Here is an 18,604-nt window from a genome sequence, read left to right as displayed (position 1 = left end):
TCATCTGTGGAGATTTGCGAGCCCAGGCCGGCAGGATCGCCGAGGAGAACCGCTTGCGTTGCCCAGTGTCGGGATCGACGCGGCGGTCGTTGACCCGCGGCGCTTTGACCTCGACTGCGCCGGCGGCGGTCAGCACCTCGCGGCCGTGGTGGTAGCCGTTGCGCACCACCAGTCGGTGGCCGGCCTCGTCGAGTTGGTCGGCGAACTGGGCCACGTAGGCGGCGACCTCGGCCTGCAGTGCGGCGGCCAGCATCTGCCGGGCGCCGTCGCGGACGATCTCATCGAGCAGCGACCGGCCGGGGCCACCGGTGTTGTCGTTGGCTGAATCGGCGTCGTGAACTACGGTGAGCATGGGCGTGCCTTCCCGACCAGCGCGCCAACGCCGGTCTTGATCAGAACCACTTCGACTTGAAGATCATCCTCGGGAAGGTGCGCCCTTTCCTACGCCACCTCACCGAGGCTCATCCACAGGTTCTGATCATTGCTCCACTACACGCGAGCGGGACTACACCTCACCATCAAGGATCGGCGCGATGATCTCATCCCCGACGAACTGCTCGCAGAACGCCATGCGTTTGTCCAGGTCGGTCCTGGACATGGGCGGCGACGCCTCCCTCACCCACTCCGTCACGTCCAGCGCATTCTCGGCTGCGTCGCTGATGTCGATGTGGTCGCGGAGGGTCTGCTCGTCGAACTCAGCGGGGGCTTCTAGGTCGAGGAGCGGCATCGGAGCGGTCTCGTCAATCGGGATGCGGCGTGTCGCCGACTCGGGCAGGTGACGCGCCACCAGGACGACTGGCGGTTGTATCCCGATTCGCGCTTTCACGATGTGGGCTGCCAGTGCGTGCCCACATCGGTGACGGTCAATGCGCGCGAGCTCGTCGATCCACCACAACGGATTCGCCTTGTGGTCGGGCTCGGCATTGAAGGGCTGAACACATCGGAGGGAGGTAAACGTGACATCCGAAAGTGCGGCTAGCTTGCGCCGATGGTCCGAGCTGTCAAATTTCGCTGGATCATCTTTGATCGGGAAGTAGAGGTTTCTCTCGTTGGGCGGTGGGTTCTGCCCGCTGTCGCGGACGGCGGCGTAATGGATGGTGCCGTCGAGCGCAGCACGGAGCAGGTACAGCCACTCTCCGAACAGGGTGCTGATCCGCACAGGTAAGGGCTCGACCGTACGGATCACCAAAGTCCATTGGGTGTCCGAATCAGGGTGGGGGATCAAGTCAAACTGCCGTGGGTTCCGAGTTAGATACTCATTCCAGAGCTGCCCCATCAACTTACGTACCTCAGCGGCACGACGCATCCGATCCCGCAGCACCCCAATGTCCGTCACCATCACGCCACCTCCGCCCGGTGCCGCCTCACCACCCGAAACACCGTCGCCCTGGACACCCCGAACAGTCCCATCAGCTCGCCGACGGGCTCACCCTGGCGGTACAACCGCACCAACCGAGCCCGCTGATCCGAGTTCAGCTTCGATGGCCTGGTAGCGGGCAGCCCCCGAGACACCCGAGCCTCCCGACTTGCCTGCCGCCGCTCCCGACCAAGCTCCAACTCCAGCTCCGCCAGGCTCGCCATGATCCCCGCCACCGCCCGCCCCGTCGGGGTCGAGGTGTCGACTCCCTCGCGCAGCGCCTGCACCACGATCCCCCGAGCTGCCAGGTCGGCAACCGTCGAAGTCACCTCGACTACAGAGCGCCCCAGGCGGTCGAGGGCTACGACGACCAGACGATCCCCAGCCCGCAGCCATCCCAGCGCAGAGGCCAGCCCAGGCCGCTCGGAGCCCGCACGCCCCGATGCCGTGTCCGTGAACGTACGGTCGGGCTCGACCCCCGCAGCCGCCAGTCGGTCGTGCTGCTGCTCGACTGACTGGTGCCCCGTGGAAACTCGGAGATACGCCGCCGTGGCGGTCGTAGTCGTCGTTGTTGTGCTCATGCCAGCAGAGTCTCACCGAGCACCGACAGGATGTGAGACCCGCTCGGTGACACCAGGATGCGAGACTCGGTGACCTGCGTTGTCGTGAGCACAACACGTAGGGAATCACGGGGTCTCAGTTCTTTAGATGTGAGACCCACCCGTATCGCTAGGCTGGCTCCGTGGGAGACAGATTGAAATATGAGTTCACGGAAGACGCCTCTAATCCTCGGGTTGAGATATACCAAGTCGACGAGCGGGGAGAACCGATCGGTGAAGGTTCGATTGGCCACCTCACCTGGAAGAGCTACACATCGCCACCGCAGATAGCAATGATCTATCTGAACCCCGAATGGCGCGGCAGGTGGATCGCCCGCGAGTTGCTGCGTTACACGGTCGAGAACCACTGTCACGACCTGGAGCATGACCCGAAGGTTTTCGAAGAAGGACCGAACCATCTGGGTAAGAAGTTCGCCAATGCGAATCCCCTGCCGCTCCCGTAACTGGCAACGGGGACGCGAACTCCGCGCCAGCCCGATGCGTCCTGACCTCACCCTAGAAACCAGGTAGCCCCCACCGCCTCGGCTGAGACGACGGCCCTCCTGGGCCCCTCCTGGCCCTCCTGACCTACCGACCTACCTACCTACCTACCCAACCCCCACCCCCATCCGACTCACCACCACATCCAGCCGCGCCCTGCCCACGCACCCCTCGCAGCACCGAGGATCGTGAGTCACGTCCCCCGTTGCGGCGCTGGACGTTTCGACAGCCTGGACAGGCTCGTGACGCCCCTGACGGGCCGAGTCGTGTGACATACTGGTCCTACCTTTCTCTGAGGTTGAGGTACGGGTCGGTCCCGACCCAGCCCCCAGGCGGCGTGAGGCGTCATCCGCCTGGGGGTTTCTCGGATCAGGCCGCGTCGGAATCCTCGTCCTCGTCGTCCTTGTCGATGTCCGACACGTAGGTCACGGATTTGTCGACCAGGGTGTCCCCTACTACCGCCAGCACCCACGACACGATGGCGCGCAGGTCATCCTCGGATTTCTCGACCAGCAGCAGGTCGTGAGGCATCAGGCCGTCGAGTGCGGCTTCCACCACGTCCAGGACCCGACGACGGATGTCTCGGGATTGCTCCACCGCCGCCTTCTCCATCGCTGGGGTCGTCTCGTCGGGACCTTGCCCCGCGAGCAGCTCGGCGCTGTCGATCACCCACTGCCGTTTCGCACCCAGACGGCCCCATCGGACCTTCGGGAACGTCACCGTGTCGGTCGTCATATCAATCTCCCTTTCTCCTGTAGGACAACGACTCTCGTCGTCCCCGCTGGTGCCGAGGACTCGAACCCCGTGCCCGCCCGCCGTTTCCGGTACGGGACACCACACCTATCCGACCTTCCAGTCCGTCTCCCCGTCATTCATCCAGAGGATGCAGTAGCACTCGGGGCAACGGTCGTCGTCGACGACGCCGCCCAGGCTCCACTCCGCAGGGTCGACGAACGCCCCGCAGTATGGGCAGTCCCACTGATTTCGGTTGGCGTCCAGGGTCACTGAGATGTACCTGCGGGACAGCACTTCCCACACCGAGACCAGCTCGTCCAGAGCTGTCTCCCGCACGGCGGGGGCGATCACGGTCAGCGGCCCACCGCCCTGCTCCCAGTCGGCTCGGTACCGCGCGTTGATCGTTCGGGCTGCGTCCAGGCACCGCCGCCAGCCCCGCACCAGCACCTCGTAGGGTTCGGGATACTCAGCGGCGCGACAAACCTCGGGATCGGGACCGACCATCCCGTTGTCCTCGGCGAACGCACCCATGAGCCCGCTGAGGTGGTGGCGGGCTCGGCAGGCGGGGGTGTACGCGGAGTCCCAAGCCTCGTCGGGGTTCATGCCCGACGGCCCTTGGTCACGTCCGTCGAGGTGCCGCCAAACGGTGACCCCGAGCGGGTACGCGACCCGCCGCGCGTCGGCTTGGACTCCCGAGCCACCGCGTCGCCCCGTGCCGAGGTAGAGACCTGCTCGGCCAGCCACTCCTCGAACTGCTCGCGGGGGTAACGGACCCCGTTCCCGATCTTGATACTCAGCGGCCCTGTGTTCCGTGACCGCCAATACGAGAGGGTCTGCGGCGAGACGTTGAGCCGCTGGGTGACCTGGGTCGGGGTCAGGTACTCCCCACCCATCAGGTCGGTGTCGGCCCCCACGTCGGGGGCGGCGGTGCGTGCCATGTCGTCCTCCTGATGTACACGTAACGTGTATGACTTCTGATTTAGACAGTAGCACAGATTGTCGGGATTGGAATACCTATATGAATCAGATAGGCTGTTGTTCGTGACTGAAACCGAAGACCAGCAGCTCGGAGCGGCTGTCCGCCTTCGTCGCGAGATGGTGGGCATCTCGCAGCAGGAGCTTGCGCGGCGGATCGGCATGGCCCCCGTCGTGCTCGGGCGCGTCGAGCTGGGGACACGGCCAGCGCGGGCTACGGAGCTGCATGCCATCGCCTCCGCGCTCGGGGTCTCCGCCGCTGATCTCCTGAGGGTGCTGACTCCTGTTGACCCGTCGTGGGTCGTCGGGCGGGCCGACTCCCTGCGCGACATGTGCCAGTCGCACCTACACCAATACATCCAAGCGTTCGTGGATTCCGTTGCCGCCGTACGGAAATCAGAACTCGGCGTGCCGATGGACGGCGACGTTTTCCTGGATGACGCCGACGACGTTCGGGACTACCTGATGCGTGAGCCGCGAGGTCGTGGGGAGAAGCTCGACGAGGACCTGGTGCCCCTGGTGCGGGAGCTCCTGTTGGACCTCGTGTACCGCAAGGTGCCTCCTGGGGAGGGGGAGCGGGGATGACCAGCTCGGCGGGGGAGCCTCAACGGCGGAAGGCGGGGGCTTACGGTCCCGAAGACCTGTGGACGAAACGGGACGGATCAAAGTCCGCGCGGCACGGGCGGGGGAAACGCTGGCGGGTCACCGTGATTGGACTCGACGGCACCAGAGAGACGGAGAGCTTCGCCCGCAAGGCGGATGCTGAGACCTATCGGGATGCGGCCACCACGAGGCTCACCACGGGCACCTACGTGACCGAGAAGGCGGGTCTGGTCACGGTCGAGGACGTGTGGCAGGTCTACCTCTCTCACCAGAAACCAGGTGGGACACGGGAACGCCGAGTCTCAGGGTGGAACAAGTGGGTGGGGCCGCGCTGGGGAAGCGTCCTGGTCAAGGACGTACAGCGGTCAGCAGTCAAGTCGTGGATTGTCGAGATGGGGGAGCAGGGCGCGACGCCCACCACCGTTGAGAATGCAATGGAGGTGCTGCGCGGGATTCTCAGCGTGGCGGTAGAGGACAAACGCCTGTCCGCGAACCCAGCGTCAGGGCACACCCTGCCCGCCCGCACCGAGCCCCCGAAGGTGTACCTGAGTCACGACCAGACCTGGGCGTTGGCGGACACCATAGACCCTCGGTATCGGACTCTCGTCCTGTTCCTGGCATACACGGGTTTGCGGTTCGGGGAGGCGGCGGCGCTGGAGGTACATGACCTGAATCTCCTACGGCGGCAGGTCCACGTACGTCAGCAGGTGACCGAGGTCGGCGGACGGCTGACCTGGACCCCGACGAAGGGTAAGCAGGCGCGGCACGTTCCGTTGCCGAAGTTCCTCATTGAACCGTTGTCGGTGCAGTGTCAGAACAAGAAACGGGAAGACCTCGTGTTCACCGCCCCGAAGGGTGGGGTGCTGCGCCTCAACTCGTGGCGGGATCGCACATGGAAATCCGCCGTCGACACCCTGCGCCAGCTCGACGATGCGGGGACACCGCACACGGACTTCCCCGCCGCCACACCCCACGACCTCCGTCACACGGCGGCGAGCCTGGCGGTCCAGGCGGGGGCCAACGTGAAGGTGCTCCAGATCATGCTCGGCCATAAGAGCGCGACGCTGACCTTGGACACCTACAGCGACCTCTTCCCCGAGGACTTGGAGCAAGTCGCGGCGCACCTCGACAGGGTGGTCGCCGACCTGGGGAAATCGACCTCGGTCTGATCTCCTGCCTACCCACTGCCTACCGGCCGCGCCAGCAGCCAAAACGAAGAAACCCGCCCTGTCCTGTTTTACCAGGTCAGAGCGGGTTTTCCACTGTCGGGGTGGCGGGATTCGAACCCACGACCTCTTCGTCCCGAACGAAGCACGCTACCAAGCTGCGCCACACCCCGTGTGAAGCCACGACAGCCTATCGCACCGCCACCGTCTGCAGCCAAACCGTTACCCCTTCGGCCGCGACTCGCCGGATGGATCACACCGGCGAAACCACCGGGTGTAACTCACACTGGGAAGAGATGCGGTTTCCCGCCCGGTTATGCAGACTAACTAACTGAGCCGGAAGGAGTGAGACGATCATGACCCTGTTGGGTGGTGCCCTCTACGCCGGATTCTTCGGGTTGGCGGCCGTGTGGCTGGCCTGGACCGGTGAGCGTGACGAGCCGACAGTGCAGGACGGTGGCGGTCAGCCCCAGGCGGCGGACCGTTCGAACGACGTGAGAGCCTCGGCCGCCTCCCGCGGATCGATGCCCTGCTGAGCCAGCCAGTCGTCGCTGAAGTAGGTGTCGGCGTAGCGTTCGCCGCCGTCGGCGAGCAACGTCACCACCGACCCGCCGCGCCCCTGCGCGACCATCTCGGCGAGCAGCCCGAACGCTCCCCACAGGTTGGTCCCCGTCGACGCTCCCACCCGCCGACCCAGCACCGTGCTGGCGTGGCGCGCCGCGGCCACCGACGCCCCGTCGGGCACCAACACCATGCGGTCGACCACACCGGGCAGAAACGACGGCTCCACCCGTGGACGCCCGATCCCCTCGATGCGTGAGGACGCGTCGACCACCAGGTCGTAGCGGCCCTGCGCGTAGGCGGGGAAGAACGCGGAGTTCTCCGGGTCCACCACACACAGGCGGGTGCCGTAGCGCCGGTAGCGGATGTAGCGGCCGATGGTGGCGCTGGTGCCGCCGGTGCCGGCTCCCACCACGATCCACTCCGGCACCGGATGCCGCTCCTCGCGCATCTGCTCGAAGATCGACTCGGCGATGTTGTTGTTGCCTCGCCAGTCGGTGGCCCGCTCGGCGTTGGTGAACTGATCCAGGTAGTGCCCGCCGGTCTCGGCGGCGACACGTTCGGCCTCCGCGTAGACCTCGCCGGACTCCTGCACGAAATGGCAGCGCCCGCCCTGAGCCTCGATCAGCGCCACCTTCGACGCACTGGTCGACTCCGGCATCACCGCCACGAACGGCAGACCGAGCAGCTGGGCGAAGTACGCCTCGGAGACCGCCGTGGAGCCCGACGACGCCTCCACCACCGTGGTGTGCTCACCGATCCAGCCGTTGCACAGTCCGTAGAGGAACAGCGATCGCGCCAGCCGGTGTTTGAGGCTGCCGGTGATGTGGGTGGTCTCGTCCTTGAGGTACAGCGCCACATCGGCCTCGAGGGCCCACGCCGACGGCAGGGGATAGCGCAGCAGGTGGGTGTCGGCCGAGCGGCGGGTGTCGGCCTCGATCAGCCGGATCGCGTTGTCGACCCAGCGGCGGGGGTGGCTGTGGGCGGCGGTGCCCGACGCCGCCGCGCTCACCGCGCCGAGACGGTGGGCTGCGAGCGCCCCCGGGTGGCCGCCACGTCGGCGTCGCCGGTCGGTGCGGCGATCAGCGTCAGCAGCGTCGCCTCCGGGCGGCAGCAGAACCGCACCGGCGCGTAGGGCGAGGTGCCCAATCCGGCGGAGACGTGCAGCCGCATCGTGGAACCCCAGTGCGACGGTCCCTTCGCCCGCGACCGGTCCAGCCCGCAGTTGGTCACGATCGCGCCGTAGAACGGCAGGCACAGCTGCCCGCCGTGGGTGTGGCCGGCCAGCACCAGCTGGTAGCCGTCGGCGGCGAACCGGTCCAACACGCGCGGCTCCGGCGAGTGGGTCAGCCCCAGCCGCAGATCCGCGGCCGCGCTGGCCGGCCCGGCGATCGTGTCGTAGCGGTCCCGCCCGATGTGGGGGTCGTCGACCCCGGCGGCGGCGATCCGCAGTCCGGCGACGTCGAGTTCGGTGCGGGTGTGGGTCAGGTCCAGCCACCCACGCTCGGTGAAGGCGGCCCGCAGATCCTGCCACGGCAACGGCTCCCCGTAGATGCGGTGCCCGGGTTTGACCAGGTAGTGCGCCGGGTTCTTCATCCGCGGGCCGAAGTAGTCGTTGCTGCCGAAGACGAACACCCCCGGCACCCCCAGCAAGTCACCGAGTGCCTGCACCACCGCGGGCACCGCCTTCGGGTGGGCGAGGTTGTCCCCGGTGTTGACCACCAGATCCGGGTTGAGTCCGGCCAACTCCCGCAACCAGGCCTGCTTGCGCCGCTGACCGGGGCGCATGTGCAGATCGCTCAGGTGCAGCACCCGCAGCGGCGAGGAACCCGGCGCCAGCACCGGCATGGTCAGATCCCGCAGTGTGAACGCGTTGCGTTCGATCAGCGCGGCATAGCCGATCCCGGCAGCCGTGGTGCCGAGCCCGACAGCGGTCGCGCGTTTCAAAACGGTCAGGGGCTGGGCGGCAGGCATGTAGGCAGCTTACTTCCCGGCACCGGCGTCGGAGGGTCCGAATGGCCGGACCGCGCCGGGGCGCGCCGGGGCCGGCTGCGGGGCCGGCTACGGCGGCGGGGCGACCGGGATCGTGATCGGCGGCAGCCCGGGGATCTCCACCACCGTCATCTCCGGCGGTGCCCCCGGTGGCGGCGGGGCGCCCGGCGGTGCGGCCGGCGGCGGCGGTGGCGGTGGTGGGGAGCCGTTGCTGATCAGGATCGTGATCACCGACCCGGGCAGGGTCTGGCCGTCCGGGGAGGTGCCCACCACGGTGCCGTACTTGGAGCTGCTGAACACCGAGTTGGTCTCGTCGGCCACCTGGAACCCGGCCTCGCGGATCCGCTTGCGGGCGTCGCTGACCTCCAGGCCCGACACGTTGGGCACCTTCGAGCCGGGCGCACCCTCCACGAACCGCGGGTCGGTGGGCGGCAGGTGAATCTCGCCGAAGTCGTTGGCGATCGGTTGCAGCGCGGTGAACCAGGTGCGCGACGGCTCGTTGCCGCCGTAGAGGTCGCCCTCGCCGCAGTGCCGCAGCGGGAACGAGCACAGGTCGGTGGGGGTGGCCGAGTCATCGAAGATGTAGTTCGCCGCGGCGTACTGGTTGGTGAAGCCCAAGAACCCGGCGGAGCGGTGCGCCTCGGTGGTTCCGGTCTTGCCCGACATCGGCAGATCCCAGCCGGCGGCCCCCGCCGAGCCGGCCGCGGTACCGCCGCCGGCGGCGTCCTTGCTCATCGCGTTGGCCAAGGTGTTGGCCAAGCCCTCCGGGACGGCTTGCTCGCACGGCGCGACGGTGACCGCCACCTCGTTGCCGTCCCGATCGATGAGCTTGTCGATCGGGTTGGGCGGGCACCAGGTGCCCCCGGAGGCCAAGGTGGCCGCGACGTTGGACAACTCCAGCGCGTTCACCTCGATCGGCCCCAGCGTGAACGATCCCAGGTTCTGGCGTTTGACGAAATCGGCGAGGCTCTCGTTGCTCGCCGGGTCGTAGGCGCGCGCGGTGCCTGGGTCGGCGTAGGAGCGCAGCCCCAGCCGCACCGCCATGTCGACGGTGCGCGCGACGCCGACCTGCGAGATCAGCTTCGCGAACGCGGTGTTCGGGGAGGTTGCCAGCGCCTCGGTCACCGTCATCGGGGAGCGGTACGGTGCGACGTTCTCCACACACCAGGTGTCCTTCGGGCAGCCCTTGGCGCCCCCGCTGCCCAGCCCCTTGGCATCGAACCGGTTGGGAACGTCGAGTTCGGCGTCGATGCCCAATCCCATGTCGAGGGCGGCCGCGGTGGTGAAGATCTTGAACACCGACCCGGCGCCGTCGCCGACCAGCGAAAACGGCTGCGGGCGCATGGTCTCTCCGGCCTCGGTGTTGAGTCCGTAGGTGCGGTTGGACGCCATCGCCAGCACCGGGTGGGTGTCCTTGCCGGGGCGCACCACACTCATCACGCTGGCCACCCCGGGCAGATCCGGGCTGGCGAACTCGTTGATCGCCGACTTGACGTGCTCCTGGGTCTTGGGGTCCAGCGTGGTGTGGATCTGGTAGCCGCCGCGGGCCAGCTTCTCCGGGCTGATCCCCGACTTGGTCAGATACTCCTGGACGTAGTCGCAGAAGAACGCCCGGTCACCGGCCGCGATGCAGCCGCGCGGCAGCTCGTTGGGTTGCGGCAGCACCCCGAGCGGCTCGGCCTTGGCGGCGCGCAGCACCTCCGGGTCGGCCGCACCGTTCTCGATCATGGTGTCGAGCACGACGTTGCGGCGCGCGAGTGCCCCATCGGGGTTGGTGTAGGGGTTCAGCGAGCTCGTCGACTGCACCAGGCCCGCCAGCAGCGCGGCCTGCTGCCAGTTCAGGTCGGCGGCGTCGACCCCGAAATAGGTCTGCGCGGCGTCTTGCACCCCGAACGCGTTGTTGCCGAACGACACCAAGTTCAGGTAGCGGGTGAGGATCTCCGTTTTGGAGAACGTCTTGTCCAGGGTCAGCGCCATCCGGATCTCGCGCAGCTTGCGCGCGGGGGTGGTCTCCACCGCCGCCCGCTTCTCCGCGTCGGTCTGGGCGAGCACCAGAAGCTGGTAGTTCTTGACGTACTGCTGCTCGATGGTCGACCCGCCGCGGGTGTCCAGGTCACCGGAGGCGTAACCGGCCAGCCCGGTCAACGTCCCCTTCCAGTCCACACCGTTGTGCTCGGCAAACCTGCGGTCCTCGATCGAGACGATTGCCAGCTTCATCGTGTTGGCGATCTGATCGCTGGGCACCTCGAACCGGCGCTGGGAGTACAGCCAGGCGATCGGGGTGCCCTCGGCGTCGAGCATCGTCGTCACCTCGGGCACGTCGCCCTCCAGCACCTGCGCGGAGCCGTTGGCGACGACGTCGGAGGCCCGGTTGGACAGCAGACCGACGCCCCCCACGATCGGGAAGAGCAGGGCGGCGACGATCGCACTGGCCAGCAGGCAGCAGCCGGCGAGCTTGGCGATGGTGACACCGACTGCGGGGCGCTCGGACATGGGTACTACACTAGCGGCGTCGCGGTGCGCGACTGTAGGGCCGGGCTCCCCGGGCCGCCTACCGCTCCCCACCGGGGAGCGATCCGCCCGCGTTGCCGGCCGCGCTCGCGGCTGCCGAAATCACCGGAAGAACCGTCCAGAAATGCAAGGACGGCACGGTCGTGCCAAAAAACCGGAATCCAACTGTTGCGTAAATGCGACCTGACCACCTAACTTATAACCAGAGTGCGATTCAGGTAACACTGAACGACGCAATGTGGCGTGGATCTCAGCGTTCGCAAGTGGGGGTCTGCACCGGAGGGCAGTGCCGCCGTCCCGGCGGCCGGAACGAAGGGAACGCAGGTGTCAGGTATTCGGCCAGGACCGCGCATTACCAACACTCCACCGGCCTACAGCGCGGTGCACGGCGCCGCCGCCGAGGACCGGTTGGCGTGGGTGGCCAAGGCCGCCTGCCGCACCGTCGACCCCGATGAGCTGTTCGTGCGCGGCGCCGCGCAGCGCAAGGCCGCGGTGATCTGCCGACACTGTCCGGTGGTGCTCGAGTGTGCCGCCGACGCGCTGGACAACCGGGTCGAGTTCGGCGTGTGGGGCGGGATGACCGAACGTCAACGCCGCGCCCTGCTCAAGCAGCACCCCGAGGTCACCTCGTGGGCTGATTTCTTCGCTGCGCAGCGTAAGCGCCGCAGCGCTGGCTAACTTTTTTCGGTAGCCGACCCGGTCAGCTGGTCGGCGATGGCCCGCAGCGCGTCGAGGTCGGAGACGTCGAACGGCAGCGAGGGCACCCCGACGATCGGCACCGCCGGATTCGCGCCGGTGAACCGCGACAGCAGCCGCAGTTCCCGCTGCGAGGTGCGTGCCCGGTTGGCGTGGATCTGCAGCACCGCGATCGCCAGCGCATCGCCGGGGTCGGGCTCGGCCTGCTCGCTCAAGGTGGCGACCGCGTCGGTGGCCCGGTCGACCGGCAGTGAACACAGCATCGGGTTGGTGCGGTTGAGGATCAGCCCGGCCAGCGGCATATTCTCCGAGGAGAGCCGGTCGACGAAGAACGAGGCCTCCCGCAGCGCGTCCGGTTCGGCGGCGGAGACCACCACGAACTGGGTGCCGCGACGCTTGAGCAGCTCATAGGTGCGGTCGGCCTTCTCGCGGAAGCCGCCGAACGTGGAGTCCAGCGACTGGACGAAACTGGCGGCGTCGGAGAGCATCTGCGAGCCCAGGATCGTCGACATCGCCTTCATCGCGAGCCCGACCACCCCGGTGACCAGTCGGCCGATACCGCGCCCCGGGCCCAGCAGCAGCTTCCACAGCCGGCTGTCCATGAACGTGCCGAGGCGTTTGGGCGCATCGAGGAAGTCCAGCGCGTTGCGCGACGGCGGGGTGTCGACGACGACCAAATCCCATCGGTCCTCGGCCAGCAGTTGGCCGAGCTTCTCCATCGCCATGTACTCCTGCGTGCCGGCCAGGGAGGTGGCCACGGTCTGGTAGAAGGTGTTGTCCAGGATCGCCTGGGCCCGGTCGGGCCCGGAGTACTGGACGACCATCTCGTCGAACGTGCGACGCATGTCGAGCATCATCGCGTGCAGTTCACCGGGCACCTCATCCGGCAGCGGCACCCGCTGCGGCGTGTTGCCCAGGTCCTCGATCCCCAGCGCCTGGGCGAGACGTTTGGCCGGGTCGATGGTCAACACCACCACGGTGCGGCCGTACTCGGCGGCGCGCACCGCCATCGCCGCGGCGGTGGTGGTCTTGCCGACACCGCCGGCGCCGCAGCACACCACCACCCGGTTGCTGGTGTCGGAGAGCACCGTGGCCGTGTCCAACCGCGGCGGCTTCTTGGACGGGTTGGGACTCATCGGACCCCCTGCTCGGCGAGAATTTCGGAGAGTTCGTACAGGCTGCCCAGGTCGATTCCGTCACCGACGGTCGGCAGCTCCAACCGCGGCACCTCCAGCTCGGTGAGCCGTTCGGCGGTCTCAGCGCGGGCGGTGATCCGGGTGGCGTGCTGAATCGTCTCGGTCAGCAGCCCGGCGAGGTCGTCGTCGTCGAGGGTGATGCCGGCCTTGGCCAGCCCGGCGTGCACCGCATCGACGTCGACGACGCCGTCGGCGGCTTTGGCCAGGTCCTCGGCCCCCAGGTACGGCGGGATGGTCCGGTTGACGATCACGCTGCCGATCGGCAGCTCCAGTTCCCGCAACTCGTCGATCGCCTCGATGGTCTCTTGCATCGGCAGCGATTCCAGCAGCGTGACCAGATGGATCGCGGTCTGATCGGAGTGCAGCAGCTTGACCACGCCGTCGGACTGGGAGTGCACCGGGCCGCCCTTGGCCAGATCCGACACCGCCTTGGTGACGTCGAGGAACCGGGCGATGCGTCCGGTCGGCGGGGCGTCGACGACCAGCGCGTCGTAGTGGGCGCGGTTGTCCTTGCCCTCCCCGCCGACGGTGTATTTGATCTTGCCGGTGAGGATGACGTCGCGCAGCCCCGGTGCGATCGTGGTGACGAAGTCGACCGCGCCGACCCGGCGCATCGCCTTTCCGGCCAGCCCGAGGTTGTAGAACAGGTCGAGGTATTCCAGGAATGCTTCCTCGATATCGATCGCCAGCGCGTTGACCTGCCCGCCGCCCTCAGCGGTCGCGATCTTCACCTCCTCATAGGGCAACGGAGGGACATCGAAGAGCTGCGCAATGCCTTGGCGCCCTTCGACTTCGACCAACAAGACATTGCGTCCGCCGGCGGCGAGCGCCAGTGCCAGCGCCGCAGCGACCGTGGTTTTTCCGGTTCCGCCCTTGCCGGTGACGAAGTGCAGTCGGGCTTTTGACAGCCGGGAGGGCCAACCGAGTGATGGTGTCGACACCAGTGCATGCTAACCAACGCGTCCGCCGCCCGGCCGGTGGCGTCACCGGTGCGCAGCGATAAGCTCGGCGGTATGAGCGAGCCGACCAAATGGGAGTACGTGACCGTTCCGCTGATCACCCACGCCACCAAACAGATCCTCGACCAATGGGGTGAGGACGGTTGGGAGCTGGTGGCGGTGCTGCCCGGGCCGACCGGGGAGCAACTCGTCGCGTACATGAAACGCCCGAAATGACCGCATCGTGGGCGGCTCGCCTCGCCGAGCTCGGGATCGGGCTGCCCGCGGTGAGCGCCCCGCTGGCCGCCTACGTCCCGGCGGTACGGTCGGGCACCCTGGTCTACACCTCCGGTCAGCTGCCGATGCAGGACGGTCAACTCGCCGGTGTGGGCAAGGTGGGCGCACAGGTCAGCCCCGAAGACGGCTACCGGCTGGCACGTATCTGCGCGCTCAACGCCCTCGCCGCGGTCGACGCCCTCGTCGGTGTCGACGCGATCACCCGGGTGGTGAAGGTGGTTGGTTTCGTCGCCTCCGCACCGGGCTTTACCGGTCAGCCCGGCGTGGTCAACGGCGCATCGGAGATCCTCGGGGAGATCTTCGGTGAGCAGGGGGCCCACGCCCGCTCCGCGGTGGGGGTGGCCGAGCTGCCGCTGGACGCCCCCGTCGAAATCGAAGTGATCGTCGAGGTCGGGTAGCCCGATGAGTGCCGTGACCGCCCCGCAGCATCCCGCCTATGGGCTGCTGCGGCCGGTCACCGAGACCGCTTCGGTGCTGTTGGCCGACAACCCCGGGATGATGACCCTGGAGGGCACCAACACCTGGGTGCTGCGCGCCCCGCGCAGCGACGAGATCGTCGTGGTCGACCCCGGTCCCGACGATGTCGAGCACATCGACCGGATCGCCGGGATCGGCAAGATCGCGCTGGTGTTGATCAGCCACCGCCACGGCGACCACAATGACGGCGTCGACCAGTTGGTCGAGCGCACCGGTGCGGTGGTGCGCTCGGTGGCCAGCGGCTTTCTTCGCGGGTTGGGTGGACCGCTCGTCGACGGTGAGGTCATCGACGCGGCGGGGTTGTCGATCACCGTGCTGGCCACCCCGGGACACACCGGGGACTCGCTGTCGTTCGTGCTCGACGACGCGGTGCTCACCGCCGACACCGTGCTCGGGCGCGGCACCACCGTCATCGACCCCGAGGACGGGGACCTGGGGGCCTATCTGGAGTCGCTGCGGCGACTGCGCGGACTCGGGGAACGTCGGGTGCTGCCCGGGCACGGCCCGGATCTACCGCGGGTGGACACCGTCGCCGGGCAATACCTGGCCCACCGCGAGGAACGGCTCGACCAGATCCGTGCGGCGCTGCGCACCCTCGGCGAGGACGCCACCACCCGGCAGGTGGTCGAACACGTCTACGTCGACGTCGACGAGAAACTCTGGGATGTCGCCGAATGGTCGGTGCAGGCCCAGCTGGACTATCTGCGCTGCTGAGGCCGCGCGCGGATCGTCTAGCGGGCGCGGCGCGCCAGGCGCTCGGAGTCGCAGATCAACACGCTCTTGCCCTCCAGCCGGATCCAGCCGCGGTGGGCGAAATCGGCCAGTGCCTTGTTCACCGTCTCCCGGGAGGCCCCCACCAGTTGCGCGATCTCTTCCTGGGTCAGGTCGTGGGTGACGCGCAGCGCGCCGCCCTCCTGGGTGCCGAACCGCTGGGCCAGCTGCAAAAGCTGCTTGGCCACCCGGCCGGGCACGTCGGTGAAGATCAGGTCGGCGAGGTTGTTGTTGGTGCGACGCAACCGGCGGGCGAGCACCCGCAGCAACTGCTCGGCGATCTCGGGGCGATCGGCGATCCAGGCTTTCAACGCGTCACGGTCCATCGAGACCGCGCGCACTTCGGTGATCGTGGTCGCGCTGGAGGTCCGCGGGCCCGGGTCGAAGATCGACAGCTCACCGAACATGTCCGACGGGCCCATGATCGTCAGCAAGTTCTCCCGGCCATCCGGTGAACGGCGCCCGATCTTCACCTTGCCGGACAAGATGATGTACAGCCGATCGCCGGGCTCCCCCTCGGCGAACACGGTGTGTCCGCGCGGAAAATCGACCGGCTGCAGTTGCTTTGTCAGTGCGGCGACGGCGCTGGGTTGCACGCCCTGGAAGATTCCGGCCCGCGCCAGGATCTCGTCCACGTTGCCCCTTCGAAACTCGGATGATCGACACGCGCAGACCATCATGTATTCAGCTGGTGTGATGAGTCTAGAACTACGTCAGTATTCGACTTGCCAACGCTACACACGATCGTCGTGTCGAGGTGGCCGAACCTGCGAATCCGCGATGGTGCGGGGCATGCGTAGCCGCGTCTCCACGCGGTCCAGGCCGAACGTCGCTGCGATCAGCAGCCCGGGCACCAGCGCCGGCAGCATCCAGGACATGGAGAGCAAGTAAACCCCGGTCAGGTCACGGTGACGGGCTCGTCGTGATCACGAATCAGTACCCTATGAGCGTGAGCGTGGCCAACCGTGATCGGCCGGCGTCGAGGCCGAAGGACTGGAGCGCGGAGACGCGCCTGGGACTGGTGCGTCGGGCCCGGCGGATGAACCGGACGTTGGCCCTGGCCTTCCCCGACGCGCACTGCGAACTGGACTTCACCACGCCGCTGGAGTTGGCGGTGGCCACCATCTTGTCCGCGCAGAGCACCGACAAGAGGGTCAACCTGACCACCCCGGCGCTGTTCGCCCGCTACCGCACCGCCTGGGACTACGCCCGGGCCGACCGCGGCGAGCTGGAGCAGATCGTGCGCCCGACCGGGTTCTACCGCAACAAGACCGATTCGTTGATCCGGCTGGGGCAGGCGCTGGTGGAACGGTTCGACGGTGCGGTGCCCGACCGCATCGAGGACCTGGTGACCCTACCGGGGGTGGGGCGCAAAACCGCGAACGTGATCTTGGGGAACGCCTTTGCGGTCCCCGGCATCACCGTCGACACCCACTTCGGGAGGCTGGTGCGGCGGTGGAACTGGACCACCGAGCAGGACCCGGTGAAGGTCGAGCACGCAGTCGGCGCGCTGTTCGAGCGCGCCGACTGGACGCTGCTGAGCCACCGCGTCATCTTCCACGGCAGGCGGGTCTGCCACGCCCGCAAACCCGCCTGCGGCGCCTGCGTGCTCGCCAAGGACTGTCCGTCCTACGGGACCGGGCCGGTCGACCCGCTGACGGCGGCGGCACTGGTCAAAGGACCCGAAGCCGAGCACCTGCTGGCCATGGTCGGGTTGTAACCCGGCGGTGAGCACAGCGATGCGGTGGACGGTGGCGGTGCTGGCGGTGGTGACCGCACTGATCGTCGCGTTGGCGCTGGAGTTGCGTGACGACACCCCGGGGGAGTCGGCGCGGTCACCGGGCCCGCCCGTCGCGCGCGACCACCGTGACGCCGACACCGCCGCGGCACTGGTCGAACCGCGCCGCCGCGCCGACCTGCAACCGTGCCCGGGCGCGGATTCCGCGGCGGCGCCGGCCGCCGGGGACTCGCCGCTGCACGCGGTGGTGGTGGAGTGCGCCGCCGACGGGCGGCCGGTGGCCGTCGCCGCGGCGCTGGCCGGGCGGCCGAGTGTGCTGAACCTGTGGGCCTACTGGTGCGGGCCGTGCCGCGCGGAGCTGCCGGCGATGGCGGAGTATCAACGCCGCGTCGGCCCCCGGGTGCAGGTGGTCACCGTCCATCAGGACGAGAACGAGGCCGCGGCGTTGCACCTGTTGGCCGACCTCGGGGTGCACCTTCCGACGCTGCAGGACGGCACCCGCAGCATCGCCGCGGCGCTGTCGGTGCCCAACGTGATGCCTGCGACGGTGGTGTTGGCCGCGGACGGTAGCGTGGCACAGATCCTGCCGCGGCCGTTCGCCGACGCCGACGAGATCGCCGCCGCGGTCGGGGAGTTGGTGTGAGGAGCCGGCCGACCGACGGTCCCGGCCGTGAGCGAATCGGGGTGTGTCGGTGAGTGCCGGGGAGGGCGCCGATGCGCATTCCGGGGTGGCGATCAGCCCCGAGGCCAGCCCGCCGTGGCTGCGCCCGCTCGTCGACAACCTGGATCGGGTGCCGGCGGCGTTCCGCAGCCGCTTGCCGGCCGACGCACTGGCGTTGATGACCGCCGCCGGCGCGCGGGCCCGGCTGCGCGGCGCGAGCCGCGACGCCGCGGTGCTGATGTTGTTCTCCGGCCCGGACACCGGACCCGCCGGGGCCCCGCCTGCCGAACCGCCGGCCGATGTCGACCTGCTGGTGACGGTGCGCGCCGACAGCCTGCGCCACCACGCCGGGCAGGCGGCGTTCCCCGGCGGCGCCACCGACGACACCGACGCCGGCCCGGTGGCCACCGCGCTGCGGGAGGCCCAGGAGGAGACCGGCGTCGACCCGCAGCGGCTGCGTCCGCTGGCCACCGTGGAGCGGCTCTACATCGCGCCGTCGGGATTTCACGTGGTGCCGGTGCTGGCGTACTCGCCGGACCCGGGGCCGGTCGGTGTCATCGACACCGCCGAGACAGCGATCGTCTCGCGGGTGCCGCTGAGCGCGTTCCTCAACCCGGAGAACCGGCTGATGGTCTACCGTGATGCGCGCACCCGCCGGTGGGCCGGGCCGGCGTTTCTGCTCAACGAGATGCTGGTCTGGGGATTCACCGGGCAGGTGATCTCGGCGATGCTCGACGTCGCCGGGTGGGCGCGACCGTGGGACACCGCCGATGTGCGCGCCTTGGACGAGGCGATGACGTTGGTGGGCGAGGGGCGAGGAAGACGGTGAC

At 68.3% G+C, this 18,604-nt stretch carries 23 protein-coding genes and 1 tRNA gene; 10 read left to right on the top strand and 14 right to left on the bottom strand.

The genetic code is table 11. The annotated features are described in order from the left end of the window. The 3 genes from B8W67_RS10040 to B8W67_RS10030 form a co-directional block, all read right to left on the bottom strand. Positions 1-352, bottom strand: a 352-nt coding sequence (locus B8W67_RS10040) for a transposase (protein ID WP_207567699.1), incomplete at its 3' end; no start/stop codon positions are given. Between the two features lie 153 nt (positions 353-505). Then, positions 506-1,339, bottom strand: a complete 834-nt coding sequence (locus tag B8W67_RS10035) for a hypothetical protein (RefSeq protein ID WP_165757317.1) — start codon at positions 1,337-1,339, stop codon at positions 506-508. Beyond that, positions 1,339-1,938: a recombinase family protein gene (locus B8W67_RS10030; RefSeq protein WP_085303795.1), complete on the bottom strand. Its 600-nt coding sequence runs from the start codon at positions 1,936-1,938 to the stop codon at positions 1,339-1,341. Before B8W67_RS10030 ends, B8W67_RS10035 begins: the two co-directional genes overlap by 1 nt. Before the next feature lie 161 nt (positions 1,939-2,099). Here B8W67_RS10030 and B8W67_RS20535 point away from each other — a divergent pair, with 161 nt between their 5' ends. Beyond that, a complete protein-coding gene (locus B8W67_RS20535; protein WP_133056089.1) occupies positions 2,100-2,420 on the top strand; it encodes a GNAT family N-acetyltransferase in 321 nt (106 codons plus the stop codon). Positions 2,421-2,826: 406 nt separating this feature from the next. Here the strand turns inward: B8W67_RS20535 and B8W67_RS20530 are convergent, their stop codons facing one another. The 3 genes from B8W67_RS20530 to B8W67_RS10015 form a co-directional block, all read right to left on the bottom strand. Next, positions 2,827-3,192 carry a hypothetical protein gene (locus tag B8W67_RS20530; RefSeq protein ID WP_085303793.1) on the bottom strand — a complete coding sequence of 122 codons (366 nt, stop codon included), beginning with the start codon at positions 3,190-3,192 and terminating at the stop codon, positions 2,827-2,829. 105 nt (positions 3,193-3,297) lie between these two features. After that, positions 3,298-3,795 (bottom strand): hypothetical protein, encoded by a 498-nt coding sequence (locus B8W67_RS10020; RefSeq protein WP_085303791.1) that lies wholly within the window; start codon positions 3,793-3,795, stop codon positions 3,298-3,300. After that, positions 3,792-4,130 carry a helix-turn-helix transcriptional regulator gene (locus B8W67_RS10015; RefSeq protein WP_234806720.1) on the bottom strand — a complete coding sequence of 113 codons (339 nt, stop codon included), beginning with the start codon at positions 4,128-4,130 and terminating at the stop codon, positions 3,792-3,794. The genes B8W67_RS10020 and B8W67_RS10015 overlap by 4 nt, the downstream gene beginning before the upstream one ends. A gap of 103 nt (positions 4,131-4,233) precedes the next feature. Here B8W67_RS10015 and B8W67_RS10010 point away from each other — a divergent pair, with 103 nt between their 5' ends. Both B8W67_RS10010 and B8W67_RS10005 read left to right on the top strand, forming a co-directional pair. After that, entirely contained in the window at positions 4,234-4,752 is a 519-nt protein-coding gene (locus B8W67_RS10010; RefSeq protein ID WP_085303789.1) for a helix-turn-helix domain-containing protein, read from the top strand. A 122-nt stretch (positions 4,753-4,874) separates the two neighbouring features. Further along, positions 4,875-5,939, top strand: coding sequence for a tyrosine-type recombinase/integrase (locus B8W67_RS10005; RefSeq protein ID WP_163797272.1), 1,065 nt, complete (start codon positions 4,875-4,877; stop codon positions 5,937-5,939). Positions 5,940-6,035: 96 nt separating this feature from the next. On the opposite strand, the gene B8W67_RS10000 is transcribed toward B8W67_RS10005, so the two are convergent. From B8W67_RS10000 to ponA2, 4 genes are all read right to left on the bottom strand, one after another. Beyond that, positions 6,036-6,109, bottom strand: a tRNA-Pro gene (locus tag B8W67_RS10000). Positions 6,110-6,399: 290 nt separating this feature from the next. Further along, entirely contained in the window at positions 6,400-7,509 is a 1,110-nt protein-coding gene (cds1, locus tag B8W67_RS09990) for an L-cysteine desulfhydrase Cds1 (protein WP_069393125.1), read from the bottom strand. Continuing rightward, positions 7,506-8,471, bottom strand: a complete 966-nt coding sequence (locus B8W67_RS09985; protein WP_069393124.1) for a metallophosphoesterase — start codon at positions 8,469-8,471, stop codon at positions 7,506-7,508. Before B8W67_RS09985 ends, cds1 begins: the two co-directional genes overlap by 4 nt. Before the next feature lie 87 nt (positions 8,472-8,558). Continuing rightward, the gene (gene ponA2, locus B8W67_RS09980; protein ID WP_069393123.1) at positions 8,559-10,982 is read right to left on the bottom strand and encodes a transglycosylase/D,D-transpeptidase PonA2; all 2,424 of its coding nucleotides are present in this window, start codon (positions 10,980-10,982) and stop codon (positions 8,559-8,561) included. 342 nt (positions 10,983-11,324) lie between these two features. Here ponA2 and B8W67_RS09975 point away from each other — a divergent pair, with 342 nt between their 5' ends. Next, on the top strand, positions 11,325-11,678 hold the full coding sequence (locus tag B8W67_RS09975) for a WhiB family transcriptional regulator (protein WP_069393122.1): 354 nt from the start codon (positions 11,325-11,327) through the stop codon (positions 11,676-11,678). Here B8W67_RS09975 and bagB read toward each other — a convergent pair. Both bagB and bagA read right to left on the bottom strand, forming a co-directional pair. After that, positions 11,675-12,832 carry an ATPase BagB gene (gene bagB / locus B8W67_RS09970; protein ID WP_085303785.1) on the bottom strand — a complete coding sequence of 386 codons (1,158 nt, stop codon included), beginning with the start codon at positions 12,830-12,832 and terminating at the stop codon, positions 11,675-11,677. The genes B8W67_RS09975 and bagB overlap by 4 nt on opposite strands. Next, complete coding sequence (bagA, locus tag B8W67_RS09965; protein WP_085303774.1) at positions 12,829-13,836, bottom strand: ATPase BagA; 1,008 nt, start codon at positions 13,834-13,836, stop codon at positions 12,829-12,831. The genes bagB and bagA overlap by 4 nt, the downstream gene beginning before the upstream one ends. A 69-nt stretch (positions 13,837-13,905) precedes the next feature. On the opposite strand from bagA, the gene B8W67_RS09960 reads away from it, so the two are divergent. From B8W67_RS09960 to B8W67_RS09950, 3 genes are read left to right on the top strand one after another with little or no spacing between them, the layout of a single operon-like run. Further along, positions 13,906-14,067, top strand: a complete 162-nt coding sequence (locus tag B8W67_RS09960) for a Sp36 family protein (RefSeq protein WP_109470166.1) — start codon at positions 13,906-13,908, stop codon at positions 14,065-14,067. Then, positions 14,064-14,525, top strand: coding sequence for a RidA family protein (locus tag B8W67_RS09955; protein ID WP_085303770.1), 462 nt, complete (start codon positions 14,064-14,066; stop codon positions 14,523-14,525). Before B8W67_RS09960 ends, B8W67_RS09955 begins: the two co-directional genes overlap by 4 nt. A 4-nt stretch (positions 14,526-14,529) precedes the next feature. Further along, positions 14,530-15,318 carry an MBL fold metallo-hydrolase gene (locus tag B8W67_RS09950; RefSeq protein WP_085303768.1) on the top strand — a complete coding sequence of 263 codons (789 nt, stop codon included), beginning with the start codon at positions 14,530-14,532 and terminating at the stop codon, positions 15,316-15,318. Positions 15,319-15,335: 17 nt separating this feature from the next. Here the strand turns inward: B8W67_RS09950 and crp are convergent, their stop codons facing one another. Continuing rightward, positions 15,336-16,010, bottom strand: coding sequence for a cAMP-activated global transcriptional regulator CRP (gene crp / locus B8W67_RS09945; RefSeq protein ID WP_085303766.1), 675 nt, complete (start codon positions 16,008-16,010; stop codon positions 15,336-15,338). A 99-nt stretch (positions 16,011-16,109) separates the two neighbouring features. Further along, positions 16,110-16,253, bottom strand: a complete 144-nt coding sequence (locus B8W67_RS20850; protein WP_163796979.1) for a hypothetical protein — start codon at positions 16,251-16,253, stop codon at positions 16,110-16,112. A gap of 65 nt (positions 16,254-16,318) precedes the next feature. On the opposite strand from B8W67_RS20850, the gene nth reads away from it, so the two are divergent. From nth to B8W67_RS09930, 3 genes are read left to right on the top strand one after another with little or no spacing between them, the layout of a single operon-like run. After that, positions 16,319-17,095, top strand: a complete 777-nt coding sequence (gene nth, locus B8W67_RS09940; RefSeq protein ID WP_085303764.1) for an endonuclease III — start codon at positions 16,319-16,321, stop codon at positions 17,093-17,095. Between the two features lie 7 nt (positions 17,096-17,102). Beyond that, positions 17,103-17,756 (top strand): TlpA family protein disulfide reductase, encoded by a 654-nt coding sequence (locus B8W67_RS09935; RefSeq protein ID WP_085303762.1) that lies wholly within the window; start codon positions 17,103-17,105, stop codon positions 17,754-17,756. Between the two features lie 49 nt (positions 17,757-17,805). Further along, entirely contained in the window at positions 17,806-18,603 is a 798-nt protein-coding gene (locus B8W67_RS09930; protein ID WP_234806719.1) for an NUDIX hydrolase, read from the top strand. Position 18,604: the final 1 nt, after the last annotated feature.

The organism is Mycolicibacillus koreensis, assembly GCF_002104795.1.
GTDB lineage: Bacteria > Actinomycetota > Actinomycetes > Mycobacteriales > Mycobacteriaceae > Mycobacterium > Mycobacterium koreense.
The sequence above is the reverse complement of the archived record's forward strand: the minus strand, read 5'-3'. Positions and strand labels throughout refer to the sequence as shown.

Coding starts and splice junctions, on each gene's coding strand:
- B8W67_RS20530 (WP_085303793.1), bottom strand. CDS start 3,192: ATGACGACCGACACGGTGACGTTCCCGAAGGTCCGATGGGGCCGTCTG.
- ponA2 (WP_069393123.1), bottom strand. CDS start 10,982: ATGTCCGAGCGCCCCGCAGTCGGTGTCACCATCGCCAAGCTCGCCGGC.
- B8W67_RS20850 (WP_163796979.1), bottom strand. CDS start 16,253: ATGTCCTGGATGCTGCCGGCGCTGGTGCCCGGGCTGCTGATCGCAGCG.
- B8W67_RS09985 (WP_069393124.1), bottom strand. CDS start 8,471: ATGCCTGCCGCCCAGCCCCTGACCGTTTTGAAACGCGCGACCGCTGTC.
- B8W67_RS09950 (WP_085303768.1), top strand. CDS start 14,530: ATGAGTGCCGTGACCGCCCCGCAGCATCCCGCCTATGGGCTGCTGCGG.
- B8W67_RS09955 (WP_085303770.1), top strand. CDS start 14,064: ATGACCGCATCGTGGGCGGCTCGCCTCGCCGAGCTCGGGATCGGGCTG.
- B8W67_RS10020 (WP_085303791.1), bottom strand. CDS start 3,795: ATGAACCCCGACGAGGCTTGGGACTCCGCGTACACCCCCGCCTGCCGA.
- B8W67_RS09960 (WP_109470166.1), top strand. CDS start 13,906: ATGAGCGAGCCGACCAAATGGGAGTACGTGACCGTTCCGCTGATCACC.
- nth (WP_085303764.1), top strand. CDS start 16,319: ATGAGCGTGAGCGTGGCCAACCGTGATCGGCCGGCGTCGAGGCCGAAG.
- bagB (WP_085303785.1), bottom strand. CDS start 12,832: ATGAGTCCCAACCCGTCCAAGAAGCCGCCGCGGTTGGACACGGCCACG.
- B8W67_RS10015 (WP_234806720.1), bottom strand. CDS start 4,130: ATGGCACGCACCGCCGCCCCCGACGTGGGGGCCGACACCGACCTGATG.
- B8W67_RS10035 (WP_165757317.1), bottom strand. CDS start 1,339: ATGGTGACGGACATTGGGGTGCTGCGGGATCGGATGCGTCGTGCCGCT.
- B8W67_RS10030 (WP_085303795.1), bottom strand. CDS start 1,938: ATGAGCACAACAACGACGACTACGACCGCCACGGCGGCGTATCTCCGA.